General features: G+C 37.9%; 30 protein-coding genes and 1 other annotated feature (1 of these 31 running past the window's edge). Of the genes, 3 read left to right on the plus strand and 27 right to left on the minus strand.

The window, feature by feature from the left end; all coding sequences use genetic code 11:
* Nucleotides 1-69 (minus strand) — a binding site (T-box leader) (it extends 133 nt beyond the left edge of the window).
* Nucleotides 70-113: 44 nt separating this feature from the next.
* The 3 genes from FD16_RS02290 to FD16_RS02300 all read right to left on the minus strand — a co-directional run bounded on the left by FD16_RS02290 (nt 114) and on the right by FD16_RS02300 (nt 1,851).
* Nucleotides 114-449: a winged helix-turn-helix transcriptional regulator gene (locus FD16_RS02290; protein ID WP_010622030.1), complete on the minus strand. Its 336-nt coding sequence runs from the start codon at nt 447-449 to the stop codon at nt 114-116.
* A 33-nt stretch (nt 450-482) separates the two neighbouring features.
* On the minus strand, nt 483-983 hold the full coding sequence (locus tag FD16_RS02295) for an HD domain-containing protein (RefSeq protein WP_010622029.1): 501 nt from the start codon (nt 981-983) through the stop codon (nt 483-485).
* A gap of 91 nt (nt 984-1,074) precedes the next feature.
* Entirely contained in the window at nt 1,075-1,851 is a 777-nt protein-coding gene (locus tag FD16_RS02300; protein ID WP_010622028.1) for a TrmH family RNA methyltransferase, read from the minus strand.
* Nucleotides 1,852-1,916: 65 nt separating this feature from the next.
* Here FD16_RS02300 and FD16_RS02305 point away from each other — a divergent pair, with 65 nt between their 5' ends.
* Both FD16_RS02305 and yidC read left to right on the plus strand, forming a co-directional pair.
* Nucleotides 1,917-2,186, plus strand: coding sequence for an acylphosphatase (locus FD16_RS02305; protein WP_010622027.1), 270 nt, complete (start codon nt 1,917-1,919; stop codon nt 2,184-2,186).
* A gap of 117 nt (nt 2,187-2,303) precedes the next feature.
* Nucleotides 2,304-3,263 carry a membrane protein insertase YidC gene (gene yidC, locus FD16_RS02310; RefSeq protein WP_010622026.1) on the plus strand — a complete coding sequence of 320 codons (960 nt, stop codon included), beginning with the start codon at nt 2,304-2,306 and terminating at the stop codon, nt 3,261-3,263.
* 204 nt (nt 3,264-3,467) lie between these two features.
* Here yidC and FD16_RS02315 read toward each other — a convergent pair whose 3' ends face one another.
* Entirely contained in the window at nt 3,468-4,958 is a 1,491-nt protein-coding gene (locus FD16_RS02315; protein ID WP_010622025.1) for a HAMP domain-containing sensor histidine kinase, read from the minus strand.
* 23 nt (nt 4,959-4,981) lie between these two features.
* Nucleotides 4,982-5,668, minus strand: a complete 687-nt coding sequence (locus tag FD16_RS02320; RefSeq protein ID WP_010622024.1) for a response regulator transcription factor — start codon at nt 5,666-5,668, stop codon at nt 4,982-4,984.
* A gap of 349 nt (nt 5,669-6,017) precedes the next feature.
* Here FD16_RS02320 and adhP point away from each other — a divergent pair, with 349 nt between their 5' ends.
* Nucleotides 6,018-7,034: an alcohol dehydrogenase AdhP gene (gene adhP, locus FD16_RS02325; RefSeq protein ID WP_010622023.1), complete on the plus strand. Its 1,017-nt coding sequence runs from the start codon at nt 6,018-6,020 to the stop codon at nt 7,032-7,034.
* A gap of 125 nt (nt 7,035-7,159) precedes the next feature.
* Here adhP and rpmF read toward each other — a convergent pair whose 3' ends face one another.
* The 22 genes from rpmF to FD16_RS02435 form a co-directional block, all read right to left on the minus strand.
* Nucleotides 7,160-7,339: a 50S ribosomal protein L32 gene (gene rpmF, locus FD16_RS02330; RefSeq protein WP_010622022.1), complete on the minus strand. Its 180-nt coding sequence runs from the start codon at nt 7,337-7,339 to the stop codon at nt 7,160-7,162.
* A gap of 46 nt (nt 7,340-7,385) precedes the next feature.
* Nucleotides 7,386-7,946: a YceD family protein gene (locus FD16_RS02335; RefSeq protein ID WP_010622021.1), complete on the minus strand. Its 561-nt coding sequence runs from the start codon at nt 7,944-7,946 to the stop codon at nt 7,386-7,388.
* A 74-nt stretch (nt 7,947-8,020) separates the two neighbouring features.
* On the minus strand, nt 8,021-9,160 hold the full coding sequence (locus tag FD16_RS02340; RefSeq protein ID WP_010622020.1) for a nucleotidyltransferase: 1,140 nt from the start codon (nt 9,158-9,160) through the stop codon (nt 8,021-8,023).
* Between the two features lie 35 nt (nt 9,161-9,195).
* Nucleotides 9,196-9,930 carry a class I SAM-dependent DNA methyltransferase gene (locus FD16_RS02345; RefSeq protein ID WP_010622019.1) on the minus strand — a complete coding sequence of 245 codons (735 nt, stop codon included), beginning with the start codon at nt 9,928-9,930 and terminating at the stop codon, nt 9,196-9,198.
* Nucleotides 9,927-10,283 carry a ribosome silencing factor gene (gene rsfS / locus FD16_RS02350; RefSeq protein ID WP_010622018.1) on the minus strand — a complete coding sequence of 119 codons (357 nt, stop codon included), beginning with the start codon at nt 10,281-10,283 and terminating at the stop codon, nt 9,927-9,929. Before rsfS ends, FD16_RS02345 begins: the two co-directional genes overlap by 4 nt.
* Nucleotides 10,284-10,293: 10 nt before the next feature.
* Nucleotides 10,294-10,890: a bis(5'-nucleosyl)-tetraphosphatase (symmetrical) YqeK gene (yqeK, locus tag FD16_RS02355; protein WP_010622017.1), complete on the minus strand. Its 597-nt coding sequence runs from the start codon at nt 10,888-10,890 to the stop codon at nt 10,294-10,296.
* Entirely contained in the window at nt 10,883-11,512 is a 630-nt protein-coding gene (locus FD16_RS02360) for a nicotinate-nucleotide adenylyltransferase (RefSeq protein WP_010622016.1), read from the minus strand. The genes yqeK and FD16_RS02360 overlap by 8 nt, the downstream gene beginning before the upstream one ends.
* A gap of 14 nt (nt 11,513-11,526) precedes the next feature.
* Nucleotides 11,527-11,838, minus strand: a complete 312-nt coding sequence (yhbY, locus tag FD16_RS02365; RefSeq protein ID WP_010622015.1) for a ribosome assembly RNA-binding protein YhbY — start codon at nt 11,836-11,838, stop codon at nt 11,527-11,529.
* Nucleotides 11,839-11,852: 14 nt separating this feature from the next.
* Nucleotides 11,853-12,977 carry a ribosome biogenesis GTPase YqeH gene (yqeH, locus tag FD16_RS02370; protein WP_010622014.1) on the minus strand — a complete coding sequence of 375 codons (1,125 nt, stop codon included), beginning with the start codon at nt 12,975-12,977 and terminating at the stop codon, nt 11,853-11,855.
* Nucleotides 12,970-13,539 (minus strand): YqeG family HAD IIIA-type phosphatase, encoded by a 570-nt coding sequence (locus tag FD16_RS02375; RefSeq protein WP_476739302.1) that lies wholly within the window; start codon nt 13,537-13,539, stop codon nt 12,970-12,972. Before FD16_RS02375 ends, yqeH begins: the two co-directional genes overlap by 8 nt.
* Before the next feature lie 121 nt (nt 13,540-13,660).
* Nucleotides 13,661-14,014, minus strand: a complete 354-nt coding sequence (gene rplT, locus FD16_RS02380; protein ID WP_010622012.1) for a 50S ribosomal protein L20 — start codon at nt 14,012-14,014, stop codon at nt 13,661-13,663.
* Between the two features lie 39 nt (nt 14,015-14,053).
* Nucleotides 14,054-14,251, minus strand: coding sequence for a 50S ribosomal protein L35 (rpmI, locus tag FD16_RS02385; protein WP_010622011.1), 198 nt, complete (start codon nt 14,249-14,251; stop codon nt 14,054-14,056).
* A gap of 21 nt (nt 14,252-14,272) precedes the next feature.
* Entirely contained in the window at nt 14,273-14,785 is a 513-nt protein-coding gene (gene infC, locus FD16_RS02390; protein ID WP_010622010.1) for a translation initiation factor IF-3, read from the minus strand.
* A gap of 219 nt (nt 14,786-15,004) precedes the next feature.
* The gene (gene dnaI, locus FD16_RS02395; RefSeq protein ID WP_010622009.1) at nt 15,005-15,940 is read right to left on the minus strand and encodes a primosomal protein DnaI; all 936 of its coding nucleotides are present in this window, start codon (nt 15,938-15,940) and stop codon (nt 15,005-15,007) included.
* Between the two features lie 3 nt (nt 15,941-15,943).
* Nucleotides 15,944-17,329 (minus strand): replication initiation and membrane attachment family protein, encoded by a 1,386-nt coding sequence (locus FD16_RS02400; protein ID WP_010622008.1) that lies wholly within the window; start codon nt 17,327-17,329, stop codon nt 15,944-15,946.
* 20 nt (nt 17,330-17,349) lie between these two features.
* The gene (gene nrdR, locus FD16_RS02405; RefSeq protein WP_010622007.1) at nt 17,350-17,811 is read right to left on the minus strand and encodes a transcriptional regulator NrdR; all 462 of its coding nucleotides are present in this window, start codon (nt 17,809-17,811) and stop codon (nt 17,350-17,352) included.
* A gap of 25 nt (nt 17,812-17,836) precedes the next feature.
* On the minus strand, nt 17,837-18,451 hold the full coding sequence (gene coaE, locus FD16_RS02410; RefSeq protein WP_010622006.1) for a dephospho-CoA kinase: 615 nt from the start codon (nt 18,449-18,451) through the stop codon (nt 17,837-17,839).
* Entirely contained in the window at nt 18,438-19,277 is an 840-nt protein-coding gene (mutM, locus tag FD16_RS02415) for a bifunctional DNA-formamidopyrimidine glycosylase/DNA-(apurinic or apyrimidinic site) lyase (protein ID WP_010622005.1), read from the minus strand. Before mutM ends, coaE begins: the two co-directional genes overlap by 14 nt.
* A gap of 21 nt (nt 19,278-19,298) precedes the next feature.
* Entirely contained in the window at nt 19,299-21,965 is a 2,667-nt protein-coding gene (polA, locus tag FD16_RS02420; RefSeq protein WP_056938520.1) for a DNA polymerase I, read from the minus strand.
* A 110-nt stretch (nt 21,966-22,075) separates the two neighbouring features.
* Nucleotides 22,076-22,795 carry a Bax inhibitor-1/YccA family protein gene (locus tag FD16_RS02425; protein WP_010622004.1) on the minus strand — a complete coding sequence of 240 codons (720 nt, stop codon included), beginning with the start codon at nt 22,793-22,795 and terminating at the stop codon, nt 22,076-22,078.
* Between the two features lie 107 nt (nt 22,796-22,902).
* Nucleotides 22,903-24,234 (minus strand): UDP-N-acetylmuramate--L-alanine ligase, encoded by a 1,332-nt coding sequence (gene murC, locus FD16_RS02430; RefSeq protein ID WP_010622003.1) that lies wholly within the window; start codon nt 24,232-24,234, stop codon nt 22,903-22,905.
* Nucleotides 24,235-24,256: 22 nt separating this feature from the next.
* Entirely contained in the window at nt 24,257-24,664 is a 408-nt protein-coding gene (locus tag FD16_RS02435; RefSeq protein ID WP_010622002.1) for a hypothetical protein, read from the minus strand.
* Between the last annotated feature and the right edge of the window lie 6 nt (nt 24,665-24,670).

Below are 24,670 nucleotides of genomic sequence, written 5' to 3' on the forward strand. Positions count from 1 at the left end.
CGTTCTCAGTCAGTGCCGGTAACTTCCTTTTAGTTTTCTTACCCTACTAGTTTCCATCAACATCTTTATTTGTACGTTAATTATTCTAATTAATATTCAAGCACAGGTCAAGACTAATTTTCACTAAACCACTTGTCGCCCCACTGATGTGCGGCTTCCATGACAGGCGCAAGTTCTTGCCCCTTGTCCGTAAGTGAATAGTCAACTCTGCTGGTGTCATCATACGTATTACGAGTGACGATACCACAATGCTCGAGCTCCTTAAGTCTTTCAACTAGAACACGATCACTACATTTTGAAACGCTGGCCACAAGATCCTTAAATCTCACTGACCCCTCGTTTAACAGAACTTCAATGATTAACCCATTCCACTTTTTACCCAGAATTGAAAATGTTTTTTCAAATTTTGGACAAAGCGTAAAATTTTCTACAGATTCCTTAACTGCCACAAAGGCCACCTCCCTCAAGCAACATTTTTTAAATTAGTTTGCACGTACGCCAATTCTTTGCATCCAATCGTCAACTCTTGCACGAAGTGGTGAGAAGAATTCATGTTCGGCCTCGTAATCATCGACCAAAGAAACCAACAAGCTTTCTTTATACTTTGGTAGAGCAAGTGTTGCTCCAAACATATGCTTTAAAATAATGTCTTTTTCCATATCATTTAATGGTGTAATTTTTTCCGCGTTCCTTAATGCCACTCGAGGATGAATGAAGGCATGAGAACCGAGGTTAAATTTCGTTGTGCGCCAGTCATAGTAAAACAAATCGTGTAATAGGCCGGCACGAGCGACACTTCGATAATCCAAATGCATTTTTTTAGCAAGTTCGTAACTATCAAATGAAACAGCAATTGAATGGTCTAGCCGATTCGAATGATGATGCTGAGTATACTGTGATAGTTTTTGAACGGCAGGATTACGCAGTAAATCTGAAACAATTTCAACATATTCCTGATCTTCTTGCCAAATATTTTTTTTCATACAGAGCCCCTTTTCTTAATTCTGTCAACATGATACACGCATTTGCAGAAAAAGCAAAGCTTTTAGCTCTTTAATGGCTGATTTTTAATAATCATTTGATGTTTTGATTTAACTGAAACATTAAAATTCCTGCTGAAACGGCTACGTTAAGTGATTCGGCTCGACCATTCATCGGGATATACAAATTAGAAGTCGTTTGAGATAAGATATTGTCACTTAGACCGTTGCCCTCATTACCCATTACCAGAGCAAAGCTACCTGCAGGAGCCACATCACGAAAGTTCTTAGCTTCAGGATTTAACTGAGTGCCATAAATTGGAAAATGTTGTTTTTTAAATAATTCTATCCATTCATCTAAATTACCATGGCGTAGTGTTAGGTGAAATTGGCTACCCTGCATGGAGCGCACAACTTTTGGCGAATATAGATCAGCTGTTTTACTTCCTGCAACGACTCCTGTGAACCCCGCAGCATCAGCAGTTCTAACCATAGTACCAATGTTGCCAGGATCCTGAACTTGATCCAAGAACAACCATGCTCCTCTGCTTGATTCCGGTATATCAAACTGATCAGTTGGTAATTCTACTTCTGCAGCAATACCTTGTGGTGTAACAGTGTCTGTAATGGCACGCATTATTTCATCAGTAACCTCATAAATAGGAAAATCACGTGTTACAATATCATCATGTTCCTCAAGCTGATCAGATGTGATGATCAGTGATTTAACGTTAACATTGGCGGTTAGTGCTTCATTAATAAGGTGCCAGCCATCTAATAGGTAGGTACCTGTTTTTTTTCGTTGCTTCCGTGTTAACAATTTTTTCCAGTCTTTAACGTGCTGGTTATGCAAAGATATAATTTTTTCCAATATAATCAACTCCAGTATCCTCAATTATATATCATATTAAACTTGGTAGAAAGGCAATATAAAAAATGAAATCGGTTCAGATCAATGTTCAAGGTATTGTTCAAGGCGTCGGATTTAGGTGGTCGGTTAGCAAAGAAGCTAGAGACTTAGCAATTGTTGGATTAATCAGCAATTTAAGTGATGGAACTGTGTATATTGAAGCACAAGGCTCTGCGGAGCATATTGACCAACTCATTGATTTCATTAAAAAAGGTCCGACTCCTTTTGCAAAGATATATCACATGGATGTAAACACCCAGCAGATTAAAAAATACAAACGATTTTATATAAAATAAAACGGCATCACTACTAGGTAACTGGATAATTGTTAGAAAAGTTAGTGGCATTTATCGTTTAAGTACGGTATAGTGTTAAGCGTTTATGAAAATGAGTTAAAGGAATTGGTTAATTTAATGAAAAATAAGAAACTTTCGGTCATATCTGTTCTTACAGTTGCTGCATTACTCCTCAGCGGATGTGTTAGAACTAAGAACGGTAAACCATATGGAATGATTTATGATTACTTGGCAAAACCCACTCAGCATTTGATGGAGTGGATTTCCAACTTTTTCGGTGGTAATTATGGTTGGGCAATCATCATCATTGTCTTTATTGTGAGAATGGTATTGTTGCCAGTTATGATTAGTCAAATGAAAAAATCAACCATTCAGCAAGAAAAGATGAGTATGGTTGGTCCACAAATGCGTGAAATTCAAGCTCGTCAGAAAAAAGCAAAGACTCCCGAGGAACAGGCAGCTGTCAGTCAAGAAATGATGGCACTGTATCGCGAAAATGGCATCAGTATGACTGGCGGCATTGGGTGCCTGCCATTACTGATCCAAATGCCTGTGTTTGCAGCTTTATATGCTGCAATTCGTTATTCACCGGAACTGTCGAGTGCCTCATTTATGGGAATTAAACTTGGTAGTCCAAGTATCTTACTAGCGGTATTATCGTTTATCGCGTATTTGGTTCAAGCGTGGCTATCACTTGTTGGGCTACCAGAAGATCAGAAGAAACAAATGCGGTTCACAATGCTTCTCAGTCCCGTGATGATTCTGTTCTTTACCATGTCGTCGTCTGCTGGACTTGGCCTTTACTTCTTTATTGGTGGTCTTTTTGCAATTATCCAAACCATTATCATCAATATGTACCGTCCAAGAATTAGACATAACATTGAAAAAGAGTTAAAGAAAAACCCACCTAAGAAAATTGTCAAGCCAACTCCCGTACCTGTTGTAGCCGAAGAAACAAAGCCAACAGGAACTAAAGACAGCATTGAACAACTTAAAAATACTACTGATAACGAACAAGATAAAAATACGAAACCAAAGAAAAATCGTAACCAGGGTAAACAACATCATAAATCATAATTCACAAAAAATTTGAGTCTACATTAATGACGTTATAGTAATCAATGTCAAAAGTGTAGGCCCTATTTTTTTGCTCAGATGATTTAGCTCTAGATAGTGCCTTGATGCTACCTTAATTACTTTGTTTGAGTTGATGATAAAAAAATGAACAACAAGTTACAAAAACAGGGGTTCAAGCATTTGATTGCTTGAATCCCTGTTAAATTAATCATCAAGACTTTGGACGTCTTCTTTAATTACCGGTAAAGTAACCTTGAATAAGGATCCATATCCCGCCGAACTTTCTAGTGCAATGTCACCGTGGTAGCCCTCAATCAGCCTCTTAGCAATTGATAATCCTAGACCATTGCCACCTTTTTTCCGACTTCTAGCCTTATCTACTCTGTAAAAACGATTGAACACTTTATCCATGTTATCTTGTGAAATACCTTCACCAAAATCTTGTACACCAATCTCAACATTATTGAGTGTTCTAGAAAGTGATAAATGAATTTCTTTCCTAGTTGTCGAGTACTTAACGGCATTATCGCAAAGAATGATTAATATTTGCTCCAGATGGTCGCGATAAATCTTTGCAATCGTGGGTTCTTTTAAATCATCATCAATTGTAAAAACAAAATCTGGATGTATCATTTTAAAATTATTATAGACTTGGTGGACTACCTCACCAACATCAGTCTTTTCATCTCTGAAGTTAATTTCAACTTGCTCTGCCCGACTCAAATCCAGCATTTCCTGGACAAGATCCTGCATTCGTTTTGTTTCCTTTAAAGAAGCATCAAGTGATTCACTAAGAATCTTTGGGTCATCCTTTCCCCACCGATTAAGCATCTCCATGTGCCCTTGAATAATGGCCACAGGTGTCCTTAGTTCATGTGAAACATCTTCCACAAACTGTGACTGCTGCTCAATATAGCGTTGCATTCTATCAAGCATTTCATTAAACATGTTGCCTAAATCAGATAATTCATCATTCCGATGCATTTTTGGAACTCTATGATTATCTGTTGGGTCATCGCGAATCCTGCTGACCGTATCATGAATCTCATCAATTGGACGCAATAGAAAGTACGACAATACATATCCAAGCAACCCACTAGCAATAACGACCAGTACTAAAACAAGCATTGAAATCATTAATAACCTGTCGGCTACTTGATAATATCCTCTTAGACTACTAGTAACCTGAATATATCCAGTTAATTTGTTAGTTTTATTTTGATAAACTGGAATTCTTCCGACAATGCTCTTACGAGAATTTGTTTTAACTAAACTAACAGTTTTCTTACTTGTCTTTTGGAAAGTACGAGACTTGTTACTTCCAGCAGTAGTAAATATTTGTTGTCCACTGGGGTCGTAAACTGTAATTGATAAATCAGAAACACTGAGTCCGTTAATAACGCCTTCAGTTGTGTTAGATTTTTCGGTTCGGTCAGCAAGCCCATCGCTAGCTCTAATTAACTGCTGTACATGCTTATTGGTAAGCTTACTGTCACTACTAGCAAGACGTTTTTCAACAGAAACGAGTGATCGATTAACAGAACTTTGTTCACGCTTCAAAAGGTCACTTGTAAAAGATTGAAACAGTACAAAAGTCAACAATGCAAATATAAGTAACGCACCCAAAGCAGTCCCCAGTGCCCATTTTACTTTTAGTGACATTCTGTATTCAGATGTACTTTTTTTCAAACTCATGGCAGACTACTCCATTTTAAATATTATGACCTAATTACGTATCCTGTACCACGGACGGTCTGAATATAACTTCTTTCTCCAGAACGGTCAATTTTATTTCTCAAGTAACGGATGTAAACATCAACAACGTTAGTTTCTACTTGTGATTCATATCCCCAAACACGTTTAAGTAGAACGTCACGTGACATTACTACATTGACGTTTTCCATCAAAATGAGAAGAAGCTCATATTCACGTTTTGTGAGATTAATAATTTCTTTGCCTCGTCTGACAACTCTATTTTCTTTTTCAATAGTAAGATCACGGTAAGTAACCGTAGTCTTTGGTGTTTCATTACCGCCACCTTCAATGTGAATGCGACGTAACAAAGCCCGTACACGAGCAAGCAATTCTTCAATTGCAAATGGTTTAACAATGTAATCATCCGCACCATGATCTAAGCCAGATACGCGATCAATAACTGAATCACGTGCTGTCATCATGACAATTGGTGTACTTTTAACTTCACGAACTCGACGTGCAACTTCGATACCATTTAGTTCTGGCAACATTAAATCTAGTAAAATTACATCGAAATCTTGCTCCAAAGCAGCATCCAATCCTGCTCTACCATCAAGTTCAACATCTGTTTCGTAGCCTTCGTGTTGAAGTTCTAGTTCAACAAAACGGGCTAAGTTTTCTTCATCTTCAATTATTAAAATTCTGCTCATGAGTCTTTCACTCCTACTATTATTTCTCTAATTCTTGCGTCACACATTTTTTACATACATTAAATATTTTATCATAATTACTTAATCAAATATAGCGAATACCACATGTTTTCATTATTTGCATCACTTTTTGATGGCGTACATACAAATTTAATTTTTATTAAATTACTATGTGAATTTAATATGTTATTGTAGAAGCCCTTGTATCAAGGAGTTATCAGAAAGAAAACGGTTAATATTTTTGCCAATGTGTATAGTTTCACTTGAAATACATGCAAAAATTTGCTAAGCTCAAACTGTAATATATCGAAAGCGATATAAATTCTATTTCTGAAAGAGGTTAAAAAGTATGAAAGCTGCTATTGTACGTGACCCAGTTGACGGATATGTTGATATTGTTGAAAAGGAATTACGCCCACTAGAACATGGTGAAGCTCTTGTCGATGTTGAATATTGTGGCCTTTGCCACACTGATTTACACGTTGCTGCCGGTGATTTTGGTAAAGTTCCTGGCCGTGTTATTGGACACGAAGGTGTTGGCCGTGTAAGTAAGGTTGGACCTGGTGTTACAAACTTAAAAATTGGTGATCGTGTATCAATCGCTTGGTTCTTTGGTGGATGTGGCCACTGTGAATACTGCTTAACCGGTCGTGAAACACTTTGCCGCAACGTTCGCAATGCTGGATTTACTGTTGATGGCGCTATGGCTCAACAATGTATCGTTGATGCAAATTACGCTGTTAAAGTTCCAGATGGCTTAGACCCTGTTGAAGCTAGTTCAATTACTTGTGCCGGTGTCACAATGTACAAGGCATTGAAAGTTGGTAACACAAAGCCTGGTGACTGGGTTTCAGTTGTTGGCTGTGGTGGTTTAGGTAACTTAGCTATTCAATATGCTAAGAACGTCTTTGGTGCTCACGTCGTTGCGGTTGATGGTAACCCTGACAAATTGGCTGCAGCTGAAAAATTAGGTGCCGATGTTTTGATCAACCGTCATGATGACAATGTTGCAGAACAAATTCAAGAAAAGGTCGGCGGAGTTAACAATGCCCAAGTAACTGCGGTTACTGCTAGCGCATTTACTGCAGCCGTTGATTCACTTCGTCCAGACGGACGCCTAGTTGCTGTTGCCCTTCCTCAAGGTGACATGGAACTTAACATTGCTAAAACAGTTCTTGATGGTATTCAAGTAGCTGGTTCACTTGTTGGGACTCGTCAAGACCTTGCTGAAGCATTCCAATTTGGTGCTGAAGGAAAAGTTCACCCTATCGTTCACACTCGTAAGTTAAGCGAAGTTAACGATATCATTAACGAAATGAAAGCAGGAAAGATTGTTGGCCGTGAAGTTGTCGACATGTCTAAATAAGACCTACTAAAATGAAAAGGATCTAGTCGTTTGACTAGATCCTTTTTTTTGCTAAAATTTACAAATTAAAAAGCATCATTCAGGTCCGGCGCCATGAATGATGCTTTTTATATTTCTAATTGTTATTACTTGCTAGTATTAACAACTTGCTTACCGTCATAGTAACCACAACTTGGGCATACCATGTGTGATTTACGTAACTCACCACAGTTTGGGCAAGGGGTCAAACCAGGAACACTAAGTTTGATGTGACCACGACGCATATCACGTTTTGTTCTTGAAGTTTTACGCTTTGGGACAGCCATTATGCCACCTCCTTATCATGATTTTGTCCACTAATATAACAGTCCGCTAATCATCATTGTTACTATCCTGATCAGGAAATAATTCTTTTAATTTAGCGAGACGTGGATCAACTTTTTTAGATTCTGTCTCGTTAGCAACATATTCCTCTTCAGAAATGACTTCCCACCCATTACCAGCAGGAAATTCATTACTTTGTTGCTCCTCTTTAGACAGAACTTGCATTGGAATTTGTAAAACAATATTTTCAGCGACAGCTTCATCGAGATCAATCATTTTATCATCATCCAACACGATAACCGTATCTGAATCTTCATACTTTTTAACGTGTTCAGCATCACCTAAGTAAAACTCGGTGTACTTAAACGAAAGTGGAAGATCCACCGGCCGTAGCGAACGCGATGACGGAACTGTAATGGTGGTTTCAACTTTTAACGTAACCATTACATCACCTTTGTCATAACTAAGATATCCTGAGATTTTAACAGGTTTAACTGCCAGAATGTCCTCAGGAAAGCGTTCGGTAAGTAATGCACTCAAATCCAGAGTACTATCCAACTGAAGTGGTTCATCCTGATATCTTTGCAGTTCATTTAATGACCATTTCATGGTACTTCCTCCTAATGCAACACGTTTCATTATACGTGAGCGTATTTTGATTGTCAATGTTTTTTCCTTGACACCTACAATAATATTATTGGCTTGCGTTTCATATCTTGTTGCTCAGAGTGATTAATCATTTGGTACATTTTGCCAGCCCTAAAATCAAGTTGTGCAACACCAACTTTTTGATCTCGACTCAAACGTGTGAATGCCTGCATATGCAACTTTTTCCTGATTTCATGTAGGTACTGCTGACCACGTCTATTAAAGCCTAATATGCGAATATATGGAGTCTGATAATGTTCTGACATTTCACCATCCGTAATATGAAGTAAAGCATAGAGGCTAACACGAATCAACCTTGAATAAGTGTACCTTTTTGTTTTTAACTCACGAATAAATTCATCAAACGATGATGCGTTTTCAGCTACGCTCTTCATACGATACTCTAAACCTTCAGCCATTTGGTAGATTCCACAAAGCTCTGACACCGGTGACTGAATTAAAGTGTACCTCAAATATGGATATAAATTTTCCCAAGTACCCAATTTTTTTATATTCAGTAAATCTTTTTTGGTTATATCAGGAACAGAGTTAACAAAATCAAAAGACCCATTAGCAATGCTGCTTCTAATTGAACTGGCGCTAGAGAAACGGCCGCTAATCTCTAAATCGTGGTACTTATTGCCAATTCTTTTAATTGGCAATAAGTTGGCGCTTGCATGAATTGATTTTTTTGCTTTAAAGTAGCTGAATGCCAAAATGTCATTGGGATCGGTCAACTCGATCCCCGTGTTTTGTTTTAATTGTTCATTAAAAGCAGTTGCAAACGTTTCGTTATAGAGCTCAAACTGATTTTTATCAAAATTTTTTTCTGATCTAACTAATCTTTCAAAGTTCCAATCAGAATGTTCTGCACCAAAGACAATATCAGATACTTTCAGAGCATCCAAAATTGTAAGCGCACCTTGTGCAAATAAATGTGAAGGCTGTACTGAAAACGCAAGCGGCAACTCCACAACGACATCAATACCGTTGTGTAACGCTTCATTTGCACGATGCCACTTGTCTAATATAGTGGGTTCTCCACGTTGAGTGAAATTACCGCTCATGGCTGCAATTGTTACATCTGCATTGGTATTCTTTTTGGCTTCTTCAATGTGATATTGATGACCATTATGAAACGGATTGTATTCAGCAATTATTCCAACAGCCTTCACAGATATTCACCCACTAACTTTAGTTAATCAAATAGTTATTGCGCAATAAAAAACCACCTAGTTGTGTCATCTTTTACTTCAGATTTACCAAAATCCGAATACACTTGAATCTTAGTGAATCCGGAATCTTTTAAAGCATCTAGGTAAGTATTTAACTTATAAGTGCGTTCAAAGTGTTCCTCACTGACACGTGAGTAAAAACCGTCTTCAACTTCATTAAAGAAAGTAAGTTCATGGATAACCCCATGTTCCACATCTTCATCACCGAAGCTTTGCCACAAAAACGCTCGGCTTTTGTCGTCAGACTCATAATTGTACATGTATCCAGGGTACACTTCATCGGTTTGATATGGTGAAATAACATCAAACAGAAACTTACCATTAATATTTAAATGATTTTTTACCTCGCCAAAGGTTTGCTTGATTTCATCAATATCTTCTAAATAGCAAAGAGAATCTGCAAAACACGTAATTAGAGAGAAAGTTTCTAATTCACTAAGATCCATCATGTTCGCTTCAACCAGTTTGATATCTTGCCTAGATTCTCTAGCATGTACGTCTGCAATACTTAACATTTCCGGCGATAAGTCAGCAACAGTCACGTCATGTCCTTGTTTAGACAACAGGACTGCTAATCTACCCGCACCACCAGCTAGATCTAACACTTTTTCTTGATCGTTTGCTTCACGTTGTACAAATTTAGCCCAATCCAGATACATTTGTGAATCAAATAATTGATCATAAAGTTGAGCAAATGTAGCGTAAATCATGCCCCAACCCACTGATTAACATCGACCATCGGAGCTTGAGACCATAACTTTTCTAAATTATAAAATTGACGTTGGTCTTTTTGGAAGACATGAACAATCACATCCCCTAAGTCGACCAATATCCAACTGGCGGTTTGCTTTCCTTCAATTCGTTTGATTTCCACGTTAGTTTTGTGAGCTTGTTCAACAATTGCTTCAGAAATTGCTTGAACTTGACGCTTGGAATTAGCATCCATAATCACAAAATAATCTGCCATGTAGCTCACTTTCGATACATCCAATGCTACAATATCTTCTGCTCTTTTACTATCAGCCGCTTTGACAGCTAATTCTAAGATTTCTTTACTTTCCATCCTTGCCTCCTTATTTGGCTACCCATGCATTATAAGTTTCAATCGTTTTTGGATAAATTGAACGATTATTTTCAATTAGATACTCCAAAGTTTGTTTAGTTTGAAACACAACTCCCGACGAAAGGTTTTGATTTGTTAATAACCGAGCCTGTTCTACGCCATCGAAATCTCGACCTGGTTCAATATAGTCGGCCATATAGATAATTTGTTCCAATGTAGTCATAATTGCTGCACCAGTAGTATGATGTCGAACTGCATTTAAAATATCCTCGTCCCAAATACCCAGCTCAGTTTTAATCAATTCTGCCCCAACAATCCCATGCCAAATTGCGTTTCCGTAGTTAAGAAGATCCTGGTCCATTTTTTTATCTTTAATTGTTTTAATAAAGTCTTCGTCTGGTCGTTGTTTGGCGTAATCATGTACTAGTGCAGCTATGCTAGCTTTTTCAACTGAAACATTATATTTATTAGCCAAAGCAATTGCCGTTTTTTCGACTCTAAGCACGTGTTTGAACCTTGAATCTGACAAAGTTTCACGTAGCTTATGAACCAGATCGTCTCTAGTTAAATCAATTAAGTGCTTTTGATAAATTAATTTGTTACTCAAGATATAAATGATGCTCCTTTATATATTCAATAACTTTGTCAGGTACAAAATATTTAACAGATTGGCCCGTTTTTATTCTGTTTCGGATACCAGTCGAACTAATATCAATTAACGGAACATCTACCCAAATCACAGGGTATTTACTGTCAGTTTCAAATCCTCTTCTCTGAACTCCGACAAACGTTACGAGTTTTGATAATTCATCGATGCGGTGCCATTTTGGCAAATACTGAACCATATCACCGCCGATAATAAAGTAATAATCAACTTCTGGATGCGCTTTTTTTAGTTTAACGACTGTATCATAAGTATAACTAACTCCACCCCTATTGATTTCACTCATTTCAACACCAAACAATGGATTATCTTCAATTGCTAGTTTGATCATATCTACACGCATTTGTGGATCAATTGCAGTTTTTGTATCAACGTGAGGAGGGATTGCATCTGGTAAAAAGTTAACTTTATCAAGCCCAAGAGTTGTTCCAACTTGATCCGCAACTATTAAATGGCTAGTGTGAACAGGATTAAATGTACCACCGTACAACCCAATCCGTTTACGATGACCATTTTCCTGAGTTTGGACCTTAATTTCGGTTACAGTATTAGATTGAGTTTCCATTTTCAAAACACTTCCTAAATATCACTAACCTGATTTGATAAATTACGGTATGATTCAATATTTGAAACTTTGAATAGTACTAAAACGCGCCCAATTACTTGAACAACTTGAATATTGGTATTACTTTCAATAAACTCTTTGACTTCATCAGTTGTGACGTCTGAGTTCTGAAGAATGCTAACCTTGATTAACTCACGTTTGTCGAGAGCACCATCTAACTGAGACAACCAGTTCTCAGATAATCCTTCTTTGCCCACACTAAATAGTGGCTTAAAATGGTGTGCTTGAGCTCTTAAAAATCTTTTTTGTTTACCGCGTAAATTCATTATTTTCCTCAATTCTAAATCATTGCTCGTCTAACAATTACTGAAACACCTTTTGGCGCCCATCCTGCAATGGTTGTATTTCCTGGTACCGTTATCCAACCAAGGCCTTCAATCACAAGGTCACTCTTTTGTTCAAGATGAAATTCATGGCGTTCCAATTCTGGAAAATCATTTAATTCATTCTCACCTGGCGGCGTTAACAAACCACCAACATGTTTATCGTAGAATGCATCCGCATTTTCCAGTTTTGTTCTATGAAGGTTTAAATTGTTATCAAAGTATGCAACAATTCCATTTCTATCTCCTCGAACATAATCGAAGCGTGCAACTCCACCAAGAAAGATTGTTTGCTGTTCATTCAGCTGAAAAGTACGTGGCTTAATTTCTTTTTGCGGTGCAACATATTTTAATGCATCTGCGGGAAGAACGTGAGCCATTTGATCCGGATGAATAATACCTGGTGTGTCAACCAATTGTTTACCGTCATCTAACGGGATTTCTATCTTATCTAACGTAGTGCCAGGAAAACGAGATGTTGTGATTAGCTCTTGAACACCAGTCGTTTGGCGAATAATTTGATTGATCAAAGTTGATTTACCAACATTAGTGACACCGACCACATAAACGTCGCGTTTTCCTCTGTGTTTTTCGATTAACTCTAACAAAGATGATATCTGATGATTCTTCTTTGCAGATACTAGTGTAACATCAACAGGTCTGATTCCGTTGGCATTTGTCTGCTGACGCATCCAATCTGTCAGTTTAGTACGTCTCAGTGAACGAGGCAGTAAATCTTCTTTATTACCAACTAACAAAACAGGGTTGTCTCCGACAAAGCGATGTAGTCCAGGAATAATGCTCCCATTGAAATCAAAAATATCTACAACGTAAACGATTAAAGCATTTGCATCACGAATCTGATTCAATAATCTTAAGAAATCATCATCTGTTAACGATACCGGCGCGATTTCATTATAATGACGCAACCTAAAGCATCTCTGACAATACAACTCGTTATTATCCAATCCCTTTTGAATTGCAGACTTAGGTGTGTATCCAATTTTATTCGGATCATCAGATTGAATAGTAGCTCCGCAGCCAATGCAAATTAAGTTTTCATCATCTATTGTTTCAGTCATTCAAGCCCTCCTGCCAACGTAATGTTGGATATTTATGTGCTAATTGTTTCTTGATGAATATTTCAAAAAAACGATTAGGCCTAGTGTTCCAAGCGTCACTTTCAATTAGTGGCTTTACCAAAATGCTACGAACATGTGCTCTATTAGCGGCTACTACATCAGTTATTAATTGATCTCCAACCATCACAATTTCATCTTCGGTTAAATTAATTCTATGCATGGCCCTTTTGATGCCAAATCCTAGTGGCTTTAATGCGCGCGAGGTAAATGGCAAGTCAAGAGGTGCTACTGCATGCTTAACACGCTTATAGCTATTATTGGAAATGACAATTAGTGGTATACCAGCTTGCTTAAGTGCATTCATCCATTCCCACAGTTCCGGAGTTCCATCCGGGTTATTCCAAGCAATCAATGTATTATCCAAATCGGTAAACACTGCTTTAATTCCTTGCTTCTTCAACTGTTCAGGAGCAATTGAGTAAACTGAGCTAACCATCCAAGTCGGTTTAAATACGCTAATCATTCGTTTTCTCCATAAAATGTAGTAATGATATAAAATCATTCTATTAGTTGGTTCACATTCTATCTAATTATACTGTCATCACTACAAGCATTCAAATTTTATCAACTAAAAAAATAAGACTAGAACAAATTATTGCCCTAATCTCATTTCAACTTTTAAGTTATTTGCTTGCTTTTTTAGCTTCATCAACTAATGCAGTAAATGCATCTGCATCACTAACAGCCAAATCAGCTAACATCTTACGGTTGATGTCAATGTTAGCTAACTTCAAGCCATGCATCAACTTGCTGTAGCTAATATCATTAAGACGTGCAGCAGCATTGATACGGGCAATCCAAAGTTGACGGAAATTACGTTTCTTTGTCTTACGGTCACGGAAGCCATAAGCATATGACTTCATTACCTGATCTTTAGCAGTCTTGAAAAGACGACTCTTACCGCCACGATATCCCTTTGCTAACTTTAATACTCTTTTGCGTCGTGCATGTGTAACTGTTCCACCTTTAACTCGCATTGTGGGTTCCTCCTACATTATCTAAAAATAAATTATTAATTACTTAGCTTGGATAAGCTTCTTATAACGCTTAACGTTCGTCTTGTCCATCATGCTGAGACCACGCAATTGACGACGTTGTTTCTTTGTTTTACCGTGGAAACGGTGACTCGTATACGCATTGGCGCTCTTTAATCCACCATTGGCGGTCTTCTTGAAGCGCTTTGCAGCAGCGCGGTTAGTCTTCATCTTTGGCATAACTAATATCCTACCTTCTCTTTATTTTTTTGAATTGTCAGAGATCGGAGCTAATGTTAAGAACATGCTACGACCTTCCATCTTTGGATATTGCTCAACTGAGGCGATATCCTTGTTTGCTTCAGCCATCTTGTTAAGAACATTACGACCAATGTCCTTATGCGTAATTGCACGACCTTTGAAACGAATTGAAACTCGTACTTTATCGCCTTTGCTTAAGAACTTTCTAGCGTTCTTCAACTTGGTATTAAAGTCATTCGTATCAATAGTTGGGCTCAAGCGAACTTCTTTAACTGAAATAACCTTTTGCTTCTTACGGGCTTCCCGTTGCTTCTTTTGCAATTCAAAACGGTATTTACCGAAATCCATGATCCGAGCAACTGGTGGCTTAGCCTTGGGAGCAACTAAAACAAGATCCAGTTCAGCATCTTCAGCCATTTTTAACGCTTCTTGCTTACTCTTAACACCTAATTGGTTTCCATCGGCATCAATCAGACGTAATTCACGAGCACGAATACCGTTATTGACTATCATATCTTGAGCTATAGCAACACACCTCCAAAATTATTAGCGAAAGACGTAGCAAAAAAGCGAGACGCACACGCACCCCGCTTGACGCGACTCACTATGAATCACGTTTATTTCATCTCATCAGCCCAGCGATCCCGATCACTAAGGCGAGAAGCGGGTGCTTCTGCTTTATCTTTCAACTTTCCTAGCTTATCAAATCTATATATACTTGTCAACAGAAAATTATTTTTGCCTACGATTTTCGCCTGCCATTGTTACTTCTCTGGACAAAAACCTAATTCTTTCCATTAACCGTCGTGCTTTCAATGGATCAATATCTCCACGCGAAGTTACCGACAGATGTTCCTTTTCAAAAGTATCCATTGATAAATTTGAGCTGAAGAATGTTGGTAATTCTTGCTGCATTCTGTATTCTAAAATCACACCAAGCACGTCATCACGAACCCATGCTGACATTGAGTCTGCACCAACATCATCTAACATCAAAATTGGCGTTTTCTTAATCGAATCGATTTTTTCACCTGAATTAACATCACTACTAATTGAATTACGCATTTCTACCGCAAAGCTTGGGAAATGAACCAATGTTGATGTAACCCCAGATTTAGCCAATTGGTTAGCAATAGCGCCCAAAAGAAACGTCTTACCCACCCCAAAATTTCCGTACAAATATAAACCAGGATGAAATTGATCAGGTGTTTGAATATAATCAGTGACAAATTTGGTAGCTTTTACAAGCGCATCCCCACGGGACTTTTCATCAAGGATAAAATCATCAAGAGAGGCATGCTGAATAAACTTTGGCATGCTGATTGATCGAATTCGTTGTTTCATTTGTTCCGACTGTTGTCGGGCTTGTAACTGCTTAGTCGGTTTATACGAAATATCAATTAAATTATTGCTGATTACTAATGTCGGTTCGTATCCAGGAGCAAACACATCCTCACCGTTGGCATTTTTTTGCTTTTGGTTAACAAACTCGAACAGTTTAGCTTCACCCCGTGAAATACTAGCACTAGTTAATTCGTCTTCATGAGCCTTTAAAAATTTCTGAACGTCGGGATCCTGATAGACAGCTTTCATCAGATGAGTGTAATCTGCAGAGCCTTTATGAGTTGCACGAGCTATCTTATTAATTGCATCGTTAAGGCTTTCCATCTTCTACTCCTCACTTTCCTGTTGCTTTTTTAGTTTATCTAATTGCTGTTTTATTTTGGCAACATCATTATCAGACATTTTTTCCTGTTTCCGCTGGTATCCATCCTGTGCCCAGTCTGGCAGAGAATTGGTTACTGCAGATTTTTGCTTCTTTGCGCTTGATGATTTTCTTGGCGTTTTTGCAACAGGATCGTGAAATTTCTTGATTTGTTGAAGGGCTTCCTCAGGACTGGTAATACCAGCCTGTGCCCAACTATTGGCCACCGTATCAACAAAATTTTGTGAAAGAGTCGGGCTGTTACGATCTTGAATTACATAATAAATCAGCATATTAATAACACTTTTTTTCAAAACCTGACGACTAACAAGACTCTGAAGCACTCGTTGGCTACCGTCAGGAACATACCCGCCCTTTTGACTAAGTAAATTCTCCAAAAAGTCCATCGGTGCGTAACTTTTGCATGCGTTAACAAGTAACTGCTCATTGTGTGACATTGGGACTTTTTCTGTTTTGCCTGGTGCAGATTGTTGGACATCATGATTAAACCGATTTGTATCTTGTGGCGATTGATGTTTTAACTCGAATGATGCCGAAATGCTTTTCTTGAGCCGTTGTTCATCGATTTGATTAGTGGTGATATTAGTAGCTTTCATAATTTGACGAGCCATTTCGGTTTCATCAATACCATAAAGTGCATTTTCAGTTCTAATCAACTCTTTGTGATGATCAATTTCTTCAGTCGAAATTGGCTGGTTGCCTAACAACGATGTTAATAATTCAAAATCAAAGTCACTCCCAGGGATTTGTTCACTGCGATGCTCATTTACAATAAATTTTTCCCTGTTTTCATTGATTACACTTGGTAAATCAGTAATTTGACCTTGATTAACATGAAACGAATCAAAAAAAGTTTTGGTTGTTGGGGTGAGTCTTGCAGTGTCCAGTTGAAATTGTGTTGATGAACTTACTAAATCATTAAATCCTGATTCACCAATTACTTCCAACAAGAGTACGCTTAATAAATCATCGTTGAGGAAGTCCTGTTGAGTTAAAGTTGGTTGCAATTCGTACACAATTAGATGGCCTATTTGGTCAACTGTCTCGAAAGTTTGGACAAGCCCCAGCCCCTGTAACTTGTTAACTGATTCTTCTAGTTGGTTAATATCAATGCCAAGCTGGTTTAAAAGTACAGTATGTGATATTCGATCTGAGAGTGTTGGGTTCCGTTTAACAAGTTTCTTTAACGCAAAGAGCAAAGAAAATGCCGTTGTCCCCATTACTGGTTGATAGAACTCAACCAGTGTCTGTTCACTAAATTTTCTATAATCAGAAGATAGACTGACAATTAAACCGGTCTGTGGTGTTAGTTTTTTTCTATCATCAGTCACAAAAAGCGCCCTTCCTTACTTTATTCATGATGAGTGTCCATGATACCTTTTAATTCGTCCATAAATGCACCAACGTCTTTAAATTGACGGTAAACACTTGCAAAACGAATGTACGCAATTTCATCAAGATCTTTTAATTCGGTCATCACAAATTCGCCGATGACTTGACTACTAACCTCATTTTCACCCAGACCTCTGACCTTATTTTCAACTTTACCAACAACTTCAGTTAATTTTTCCATGCTAACTGGTCGTTTTTCAGCCGATCTAACCAGGCCACGCAAAAGTTTATCGCGATTAAATTCCTCACGATTGCCATTCTTTTTAATCACCAGTAATGGTGTTTCTTCGAATCTTTCAAAAGTAGTAAAGCGAAATCCACAGTTTTCACATTCTCTGCGACGTCTAATACAGCGACCGTCCTCGGTTGGACGACTGTCAATTACTCTTGAACTGTTGTGATGACAATGTGGACAATGCATTTGGTTCACTTCCTGTCTTAAATACTTAACTAATTATAATAAAGTTATGATTTGCAAGCCATTCTACCACTTGCTTACGGGTTTCTTCAACCGATCCAGAATTATCAATGACAATATCAGCAAGATTAATCTTATCTTTTAACGGTATTTGACTATTAATTCTTTGACTGGCCTCTTCGTTTGAAAGGCCGTTTCGCTGTTTTAGTCGTTTTAATTGATCATGATCAGAAGTACTAACAACCATCACGTAGTCAACCATTTCTTCATTGTGTTGCTCAAACAATAATGGAATCTCAAGTACGATTAAGGCCGGATGATTTTCTTTTAATTTAGTGATCTGACGACCAATCTCGTGATGAATCACAGGTTGAAGCAAATCATTCAGTTTGTCCAACTTATCATGATCACTAAAAACAAGTTTTCCCAGTTTTGATCGATTAAGTGTTCCATCAGAATTTAGAAATTGTTCACCAAAGGTCTCAACAATCTGTGCTAAACCATTCGTCCCAGGTTCAACGACTTCTCTAGCAACTTCATCTGCACTAATGACAGGAAAATTGAACTTTTTAAATATGTTAGTGACGGTTGATTTACCCGTAGCAATACCACCTGTCAACCCAAGGACTTTAGTCACTTTCATTGGTCAACACCTGACAGTGTGGGCAAAAGGTTGTTCCACGCTGGGCAACTTTAATTTTCTTCATGGTAGTTCCACATCGTTCGCAAGGTTTATCTACGTTGCCATATGCGTGAAGATGGTTTTGAAACTCACCCGCATTACCGAATGCATTAGTATATGAATGAACGGTGGTACCGTGATGTTGTGTTGCGACAGCTAATTCGTTAATAATATTGTTTCGAAGATCCTCAATTTTTTCTGCAGGGACAAGGTTAACATGTTCTTTAGGATGAATTTTGGTCATCCACAGAACTTCATCAACGTAAATGTTGCCTAATCCTGCAACGTTGCTTTGGTCAAGTAAGAATGGTTTGATTTCACGCTTGCTCTTACTCATGATGTCCTTCAGGTAATCAGTTTTAAGATTCTCTTCAGTCGGCTCCGGACCAATTGTCTTTAATCCAGCGACCTGAAGTTCTTTACCAGTTTCTGTTAATGTCATTCGGCCAAATTTTCTCGTATCACTGTAGCATAATTTTGTATCATCGTTCAGATGGAAAACTACGTGTGTATGTTTGTGAATTTCACCGTCTTCTGGCAGGTTATAGTACTTACCCTCCATTCTTAGGTGTGACACCATTGTCATCTTATTACTAAACCTGAATAAAAGATATTTACCTCGTCGGTTTACATCTGTAATGGTTTGTCCAACTAGTTGTTCTTTAAACCAGTTCACATCATTAGTAATTGTTTTTTCGTAATGAACGTCAATTGATAATATTTTTCGTCCCTTGGCAATCTTTAGTAATCCACGCCTAACTGTTTCAACCTCTGGTAATTCCGGCATATTGTTCACTCCATTCAAATTTTATTTTGCTTCGTACCAAGTTTTTCCATGGGCACTTTCAACCTTTAAAGGTACATCTAGTGAAACTGCCGAATCCATAACCTTAGGAACTAATTTTTCGAGAACCGGAATTTCTTCTTCGGGAGCCTCGAATACAAGTTCATCATGAATTTGTAGCAACATTTTAGCCTTTAATCCTTGTTTCTTTAAAGCTGACTCCATTTGAATCATTGCAATTTTAATGATATCTGCTGCACTGCCTTGAATTGGCGTATTCATCGCGGTTCTTTCCGCAAATGATCGCTGATTAAAGTTTTTAGAGTTGATGTCAGGTAAATAACGCCGCCTATGTGTCAAAGTTTCTACATATCCACGTTTATGAGCTGATTCAACGATGTCATCGATATACTTCTTAACACCAGGAAATTCCTCAAAGTATGTTTGAATAAATTGCTTAGCCTGTTTGCGAGAGATACCAATGTTTTGTGACAATCCATAATCACTAATGCCATACACGATCCCAAAGTTAACTGCTTTAGCTTGACGACGCATATTGCGATCAACTTCGGCATCTGGCTCTAGCTTAAAGATTCTACGAGCAGTGCTTGCGTGAATATCTTGGCCCTCTATAAAGGCCTCTTGCAGGTTATGATCGCCAGTTACATGAGCTAACACGCGCAATTCAATTTGAGAATAGTCTGAAGAGAAAATTTCCCAGTTATCGTGACTAGGAATAAACGCATGACGAATCTTTCGGCCCTCTTCCAACCTGATTGGAATATTTTGAAGATTAGGATCAACAGACGACAATCTACCAGTTTGAGTCAATGTCTGTAGGTAGCGAGTGTGAATCTTTTGATCATCTGAATGCACGACCTTTAATAATCCCTCAATATATGTGGATTGAAGCTTGGAAATTTGACGATATGTCAAAATATTATCTACAATCGGCGCATCTGCTCTCAGTTTTTCGAGTACATCGACGGCCGTAGAATAACCTGTTTTGGTCTTTTTAATAACTGGCAGCTTCATTTCCTCAAACAAGATCTTACCTAGTTGTTTGGGTGAATTAATATTGAATTCTTCGCCCGCCTCTTGGTAGATCGTTTGTTCCAGTTCACTAAGCCTTTCAGTTAATTGACTACCCATATTTTTGAGACTATCAATATTAACCTTGACGCCTTCAATTTCCATATGAGCTAGTACAGAACTTAATGGCAGCTCTATATCAGTATATAGATCAGTTTGTTCGTTTTCTTCCAGACGTTTAAATAAGGGTTCTTTTAATGAATAAATCGCACGAGCTTTATTTGCAATGTGATCAAAGAATAAATCATCATCATCTGGAATGGCTCTTTTGGCACCTTTACCATAAACGGTTTCATCAGTTGCGACATCGAAATAATCATGCTGATGGGCAAGTTCGCCGAGATCGTTACTATTGTCGTTAGTATCAAGCAAGTAGGAAACGAGCAATAAATCAAAATCAATCTTATCCAATTTTATTCCAAGTCTATTTAAGCCTACCTGCATTGCCTTAGCATTAAAAACATTTTTCCCTACCGTTTGGCTCTGTAAAAGTTCTTTTAATGGCGACTCATTCAGCAAATCAACGTCGCGACTAACCAACCAGTTACTCCCATCGCCTATTGCAAATCCAGCAAACGTCGATGTATGGTAGTTTTCGTCTGGCATTTCTAAATAAAATGAAATGTTATCTTTGAGTGTATTAACTTTTTCCAAATTATCTTTATTTAGTACGTCACACTTAATTTTTTTTATTTCCGGGTCACTGAGATCTAATTCTGTCTGAGCACCGCCCATTTTACTAAGAAACGAATTGAAGCCCATTTCTTGATAAAATTTGATTAGTTCGTCCGTTTGGGGACCGCTATATTGAATTTCATCCACATTTACCTCAATGGGCGCCTCTTGGTTAATTGTTGCTAATTGCTTTGATAGAACCGCTTTATCGTGATCTTCAATTAAATGCTCTTTCATTTTGCTTGGTTTAAGTTCATCCAAGTTTTCATACAAATTTTCAATACTGTCAAATTGTTTAATTAACTTGATCGCCGTTTTTTCACCGACTTTTGAAACTCCAGGATAGTTATCGGAAGTATCTCCCATTAAACCCTTCATGTCGATAATTTGACTTGGTGTTATTCCCAGTTTTTCACTAACGTGTTCTGGTGTATAGTGTTCCACCTCAGTAACACCTTTATGCGTCACTGATACGGTAGTCGTTGCACTTGCAAGCTGAGTTAAATCCCGATCACCTGTGACGACAGTTGTAAGATACCCCTGTTCACCACCTTGTTTAGCCAAAGTACCAATAATGTCATCAGCTTCATAATTTGGTAATTCATAACTGTGCATACCGTAGGCTTTAATCAGTTCTTTTAAATATGGCATTTGTTCTGACAATTCCTCAGGAGTTTTGTCCCGACCACCCTTATAATCATCAAACATTTTAGTTCTGAAAGTTGTTTTTCCAGCGTCAAAAGCCACCAACGCAGCGTCTGGATGTACTTCTTTTAAAATATGATCCAGCATTAAATTAAAACCATATATTGCCGTTGTGTGAAGACCATTTTTATTCGTAAATTTACCAAGCTGCGAATGCAGAGCAAAAAATGCTCTAAACGCAACACTGTTTCCATCAATTAATAATAATTGTTTAGTCATCACTTATCTCCTGAATTCAAATTAGTTACTTTAATTGTATCAAAAAAACAGGTATGAAAACACTGGTTTCCATGCCTGTCCTTATTTAAATGTTTATTAAGTAAACTCTATTAATCTCTGCTACTCATTCCAAAAATTTGAAGGAAGCTAATAAACAAGTTAACAAAGTCTAAATATAACTGTAAAGCACCTAAAACAGCTAACCCACTAACTGAAACTTGGTTACCATATTGAAGGTAAATTTGCTTCATCTTTTGTGTATCCCACGCAGTTAGTACGGTGAAAATAATTACAGCGATATACGAGAAAATGTAGGTAATGATTGCACTTTGTAGGAACATGTTAATTACACTTGCAATGATTAAAGCAACTAATGCGGCAATCGCATGAGCCCCAATCTTACTCAAATCTCGTTTGGTAACATTACCGTAAATAGTCATCGTTAAGAATACCGCAGCCGAAGAAACAAACGCTGCCGTAATACTGGTGGAAGTATACGCGGCACAGATCAGCGAGAAAACAACCCCATAGATAACTGAAAGGACCATTAACATAATAAAGCTAGCAACGGGATTGCGCGTAGCCCTGAAACTGATTCCCATTGACAATGCAATTGGTAGTAGTAACACAATCCACATTGTACCAGGATGCTGTGATATATAACCAAAAACTTGAGTTCGGAATACGCTAAGCGTCAGAAAAGAACTCAAGGCTGAAACTAGGACCGCTAATGTCATGTTGCCATACATTCGTGACATGAAACGTGTCAATCCGGCCTCATTGCCGACTTCACGTCGTGTTTGTGAATAATCTTCATTAAAGTTGTTCACTCAATACACTCCTCTTTCTTTAATTAATACTAATGTTTACGTTGCAAGAAATTGTACCGAATTATTCATCATGGTGCAAGTAAATTACTCAAATATTCACCATTCGGTTAGTTATCTTTTGGTGTGACTTCGTTAAGCAACTTTTCGTACTCACGTTCATATTTCTGAACATCCCCGGCACCCATAAATACAACCACAGCGTTATGGTAATTCAACAGAGCAGACATGTTATCTAATTTAATCACTTCGCCACCCTTAGAAATTTTAGCGCCTAAATCTTCACTTGAAACAGCACCAGACTTTTCACGCGCAGAACTGAAAATGTCCGTTAAATAAACGTGATCAGCCAGGTTCAAACTAGCCGCGAATTCATCAAGTAAGGCAATTGTGCGTGAAAATGTATGTGGTTGAAATACTGCGATAATTTCTTTATCCGGATACTTTTGACGAGCAGCGTCTAGGGTCGCCTTGATTTCAGAAGGATGATGAGCATAGTCATCAATAATTGTCATGTCAGCAACTGTACGCTGACTAAAGCGTCGTTTAACACCGCCAAAGGTTAGTAACTCTTTTTTAATCTCGTTTAGATCAACCTTTTCAAAGTACGAAACGGCGATGACAGCCAAACTGTTTAGGACGTTATGTTCACCAAACAATGGTGTTGAAAAATTGCCAAGAAATTCGTCATTATAATAAACATCGAACGATGAACCCTTAGTTGAACGCTTGATATCTCGTGCCTGAAAATCATCATCCTTACCAGTACCATAGTAGTAGACTGGAACATCAACATTCAATTTACGTAAGTTCTTGTCGTCTCCCCAAGCAAAAATACCCTTTTTTACTTGTTTACCAAATGCCTCAAAAGCTGAGAAGACATCATCAATACCGCTGTAATAATCAGGGTGATCAAAATCAATGTTAGTCATAATAGCGTAATCAGGATGATATGGCATGAAGTGACGACGGTACTCATCAGCCTCAAACACAAAGAAACGAGAATTAATAATTCCCTTACCACTGCCATCACCAATTAGATAGCTTGTCGGCGCCACGCCACCTAGAACATGGGATAATAGTCCAGTAGTACTGGTTTTTCCATGAGCACCTGCCACAGCAATACTCGTGTAATTATTAATTAATTCGCCCAAAAATTCATGATACCGATAAACTTTTAATCCTAGCTCATGTGCTTTAGCAATTTCTGGATGTGTGTCAGGAAAAGAATTACCGGCGATCACAATCTGACCTTCATGAATGTTATCAGGATTAAAAGATAAGGTCTTTATACCAGCCTTTTCTAGACCTCGTTGGGTAAATGTATATTGATCAATATCAGACCCCTCAACCTTAAGTCCCTTGTCGTGCAGGATAAGAGCTAATGCGCTCATTCCCGATCCTTTAATTCCAACAAAATAATAGATTGCGTCGTTTTCCATAACAATGTTCCTTCCTAAATGCTTATTTTTTATGTTGTTCATCAAAAATTTTTAGCTGTTTTTGAGCTTGAGATTCACTTTGTAAAATATCGTTCAAAGAATGTCCGAGTGCTTGAGTCGATTTACTTTGTGTAAATTTTTTCTCGACATTCGTCTGTGTTTTAGACTTTGAAACTGATTTTGTATCACTTTTTAATTCATCATCTTGTACAACCAAATAGTATTCACCCGGTTCTTTATGTAAGAATCTAACCACTGATGTTAAATCTTCATGAACAGGATGTTTGTAGTTACGAAACGGAGGAAGCTTTGGTGAAGCTTTGAAAGGCTTCTTAGCTTCCTGCAACTGAGACTTTTTTTCAACAGAACGATCATTCTCTCGTTCAGATCCATGTCGATAATAAGATGGGCCATCGTATTCGCCTGCCATTATCCT

Source organism: Paucilactobacillus suebicus DSM 5007 = KCTC 3549 (assembly GCF_001434475.1).
GTDB classification, from domain to species: domain Bacteria; phylum Bacillota; class Bacilli; order Lactobacillales; family Lactobacillaceae; genus Paucilactobacillus; species Paucilactobacillus suebicus.

Coding starts and splice junctions, on each gene's coding strand:
- FD16_RS02295 (WP_010622029.1), bottom strand. CDS start 983: ATGAAAAAAAATATTTGGCAAGAAGATCAGGAATATGTTGAAATTGTT.
- FD16_RS02305 (WP_010622027.1), top strand. CDS start 1,917: ATGAAATCGGTTCAGATCAATGTTCAAGGTATTGTTCAAGGCGTCGGA.
- yidC (WP_010622026.1), top strand. CDS start 2,304: ATGAAAAATAAGAAACTTTCGGTCATATCTGTTCTTACAGTTGCTGCA.
- FD16_RS02315 (WP_010622025.1), bottom strand. CDS start 4,958: ATGAGTTTGAAAAAAAGTACATCTGAATACAGAATGTCACTAAAAGTA.
- FD16_RS02320 (WP_010622024.1), bottom strand. CDS start 5,668: ATGAGCAGAATTTTAATAATTGAAGATGAAGAAAACTTAGCCCGTTTT.
- adhP (WP_010622023.1), top strand. CDS start 6,018: ATGAAAGCTGCTATTGTACGTGACCCAGTTGACGGATATGTTGATATT.
- rpmF (WP_010622022.1), bottom strand. CDS start 7,339: ATGGCTGTCCCAAAGCGTAAAACTTCAAGAACAAAACGTGATATGCGT.
- FD16_RS02335 (WP_010622021.1), bottom strand. CDS start 7,946: ATGAAATGGTCATTAAATGAACTGCAAAGATATCAGGATGAACCACTT.
- FD16_RS02345 (WP_010622019.1), bottom strand. CDS start 9,930: ATGATTTACGCTACATTTGCTCAACTTTATGATCAATTATTTGATTCA.
- rsfS (WP_010622018.1), bottom strand. CDS start 10,283: ATGGAAAGTAAAGAAATCTTAGAATTAGCTGTCAAAGCGGCTGATAGT.
- FD16_RS02360 (WP_010622016.1), bottom strand. CDS start 11,512: ATGGAAACTCAATCTAATACTGTAACCGAAATTAAGGTCCAAACTCAG.
- yhbY (WP_010622015.1), bottom strand. CDS start 11,838: ATGAATTTACGCGGTAAACAAAAAAGATTTTTAAGAGCTCAAGCACAC.
- yqeH (WP_010622014.1), bottom strand. CDS start 12,977: ATGACTGAAACAATAGATGATGAAAACTTAATTTGCATTGGCTGCGGA.
- FD16_RS02375 (WP_476739302.1), bottom strand. CDS start 13,539: ATGATTTTATATCATTACTACATTTTATGGAGAAAACGAATGATTAGC.
- rplT (WP_010622012.1), bottom strand. CDS start 14,014: ATGCGAGTTAAAGGTGGAACAGTTACACATGCACGACGCAAAAGAGTA.
- rpmI (WP_010622011.1), bottom strand. CDS start 14,251: ATGCCAAAGATGAAGACTAACCGCGCTGCTGCAAAGCGCTTCAAGAAG.
- infC (WP_010622010.1), bottom strand. CDS start 14,785: ATGATAGTCAATAACGGTATTCGTGCTCGTGAATTACGTCTGATTGAT.
- dnaI (WP_010622009.1), bottom strand. CDS start 15,940: ATGGAAAGCCTTAACGATGCAATTAATAAGATAGCTCGTGCAACTCAT.
- nrdR (WP_010622007.1), bottom strand. CDS start 17,811: ATGCATTGTCCACATTGTCATCACAACAGTTCAAGAGTAATTGACAGT.
- coaE (WP_010622006.1), bottom strand. CDS start 18,451: ATGAAAGTGACTAAAGTCCTTGGGTTGACAGGTGGTATTGCTACGGGT.
- mutM (WP_010622005.1), bottom strand. CDS start 19,277: ATGCCGGAATTACCAGAGGTTGAAACAGTTAGGCGTGGATTACTAAAG.
- polA (WP_056938520.1), bottom strand. CDS start 21,965: ATGACTAAACAATTATTATTAATTGATGGAAACAGTGTTGCGTTTAGA.
- murC (WP_010622003.1), bottom strand. CDS start 24,234: ATGGAAAACGACGCAATCTATTATTTTGTTGGAATTAAAGGATCGGGA.
- FD16_RS02435 (WP_010622002.1), bottom strand. CDS start 24,664: ATGGCAGGCGAATACGATGGCCCATCTTATTATCGACATGGATCTGAA.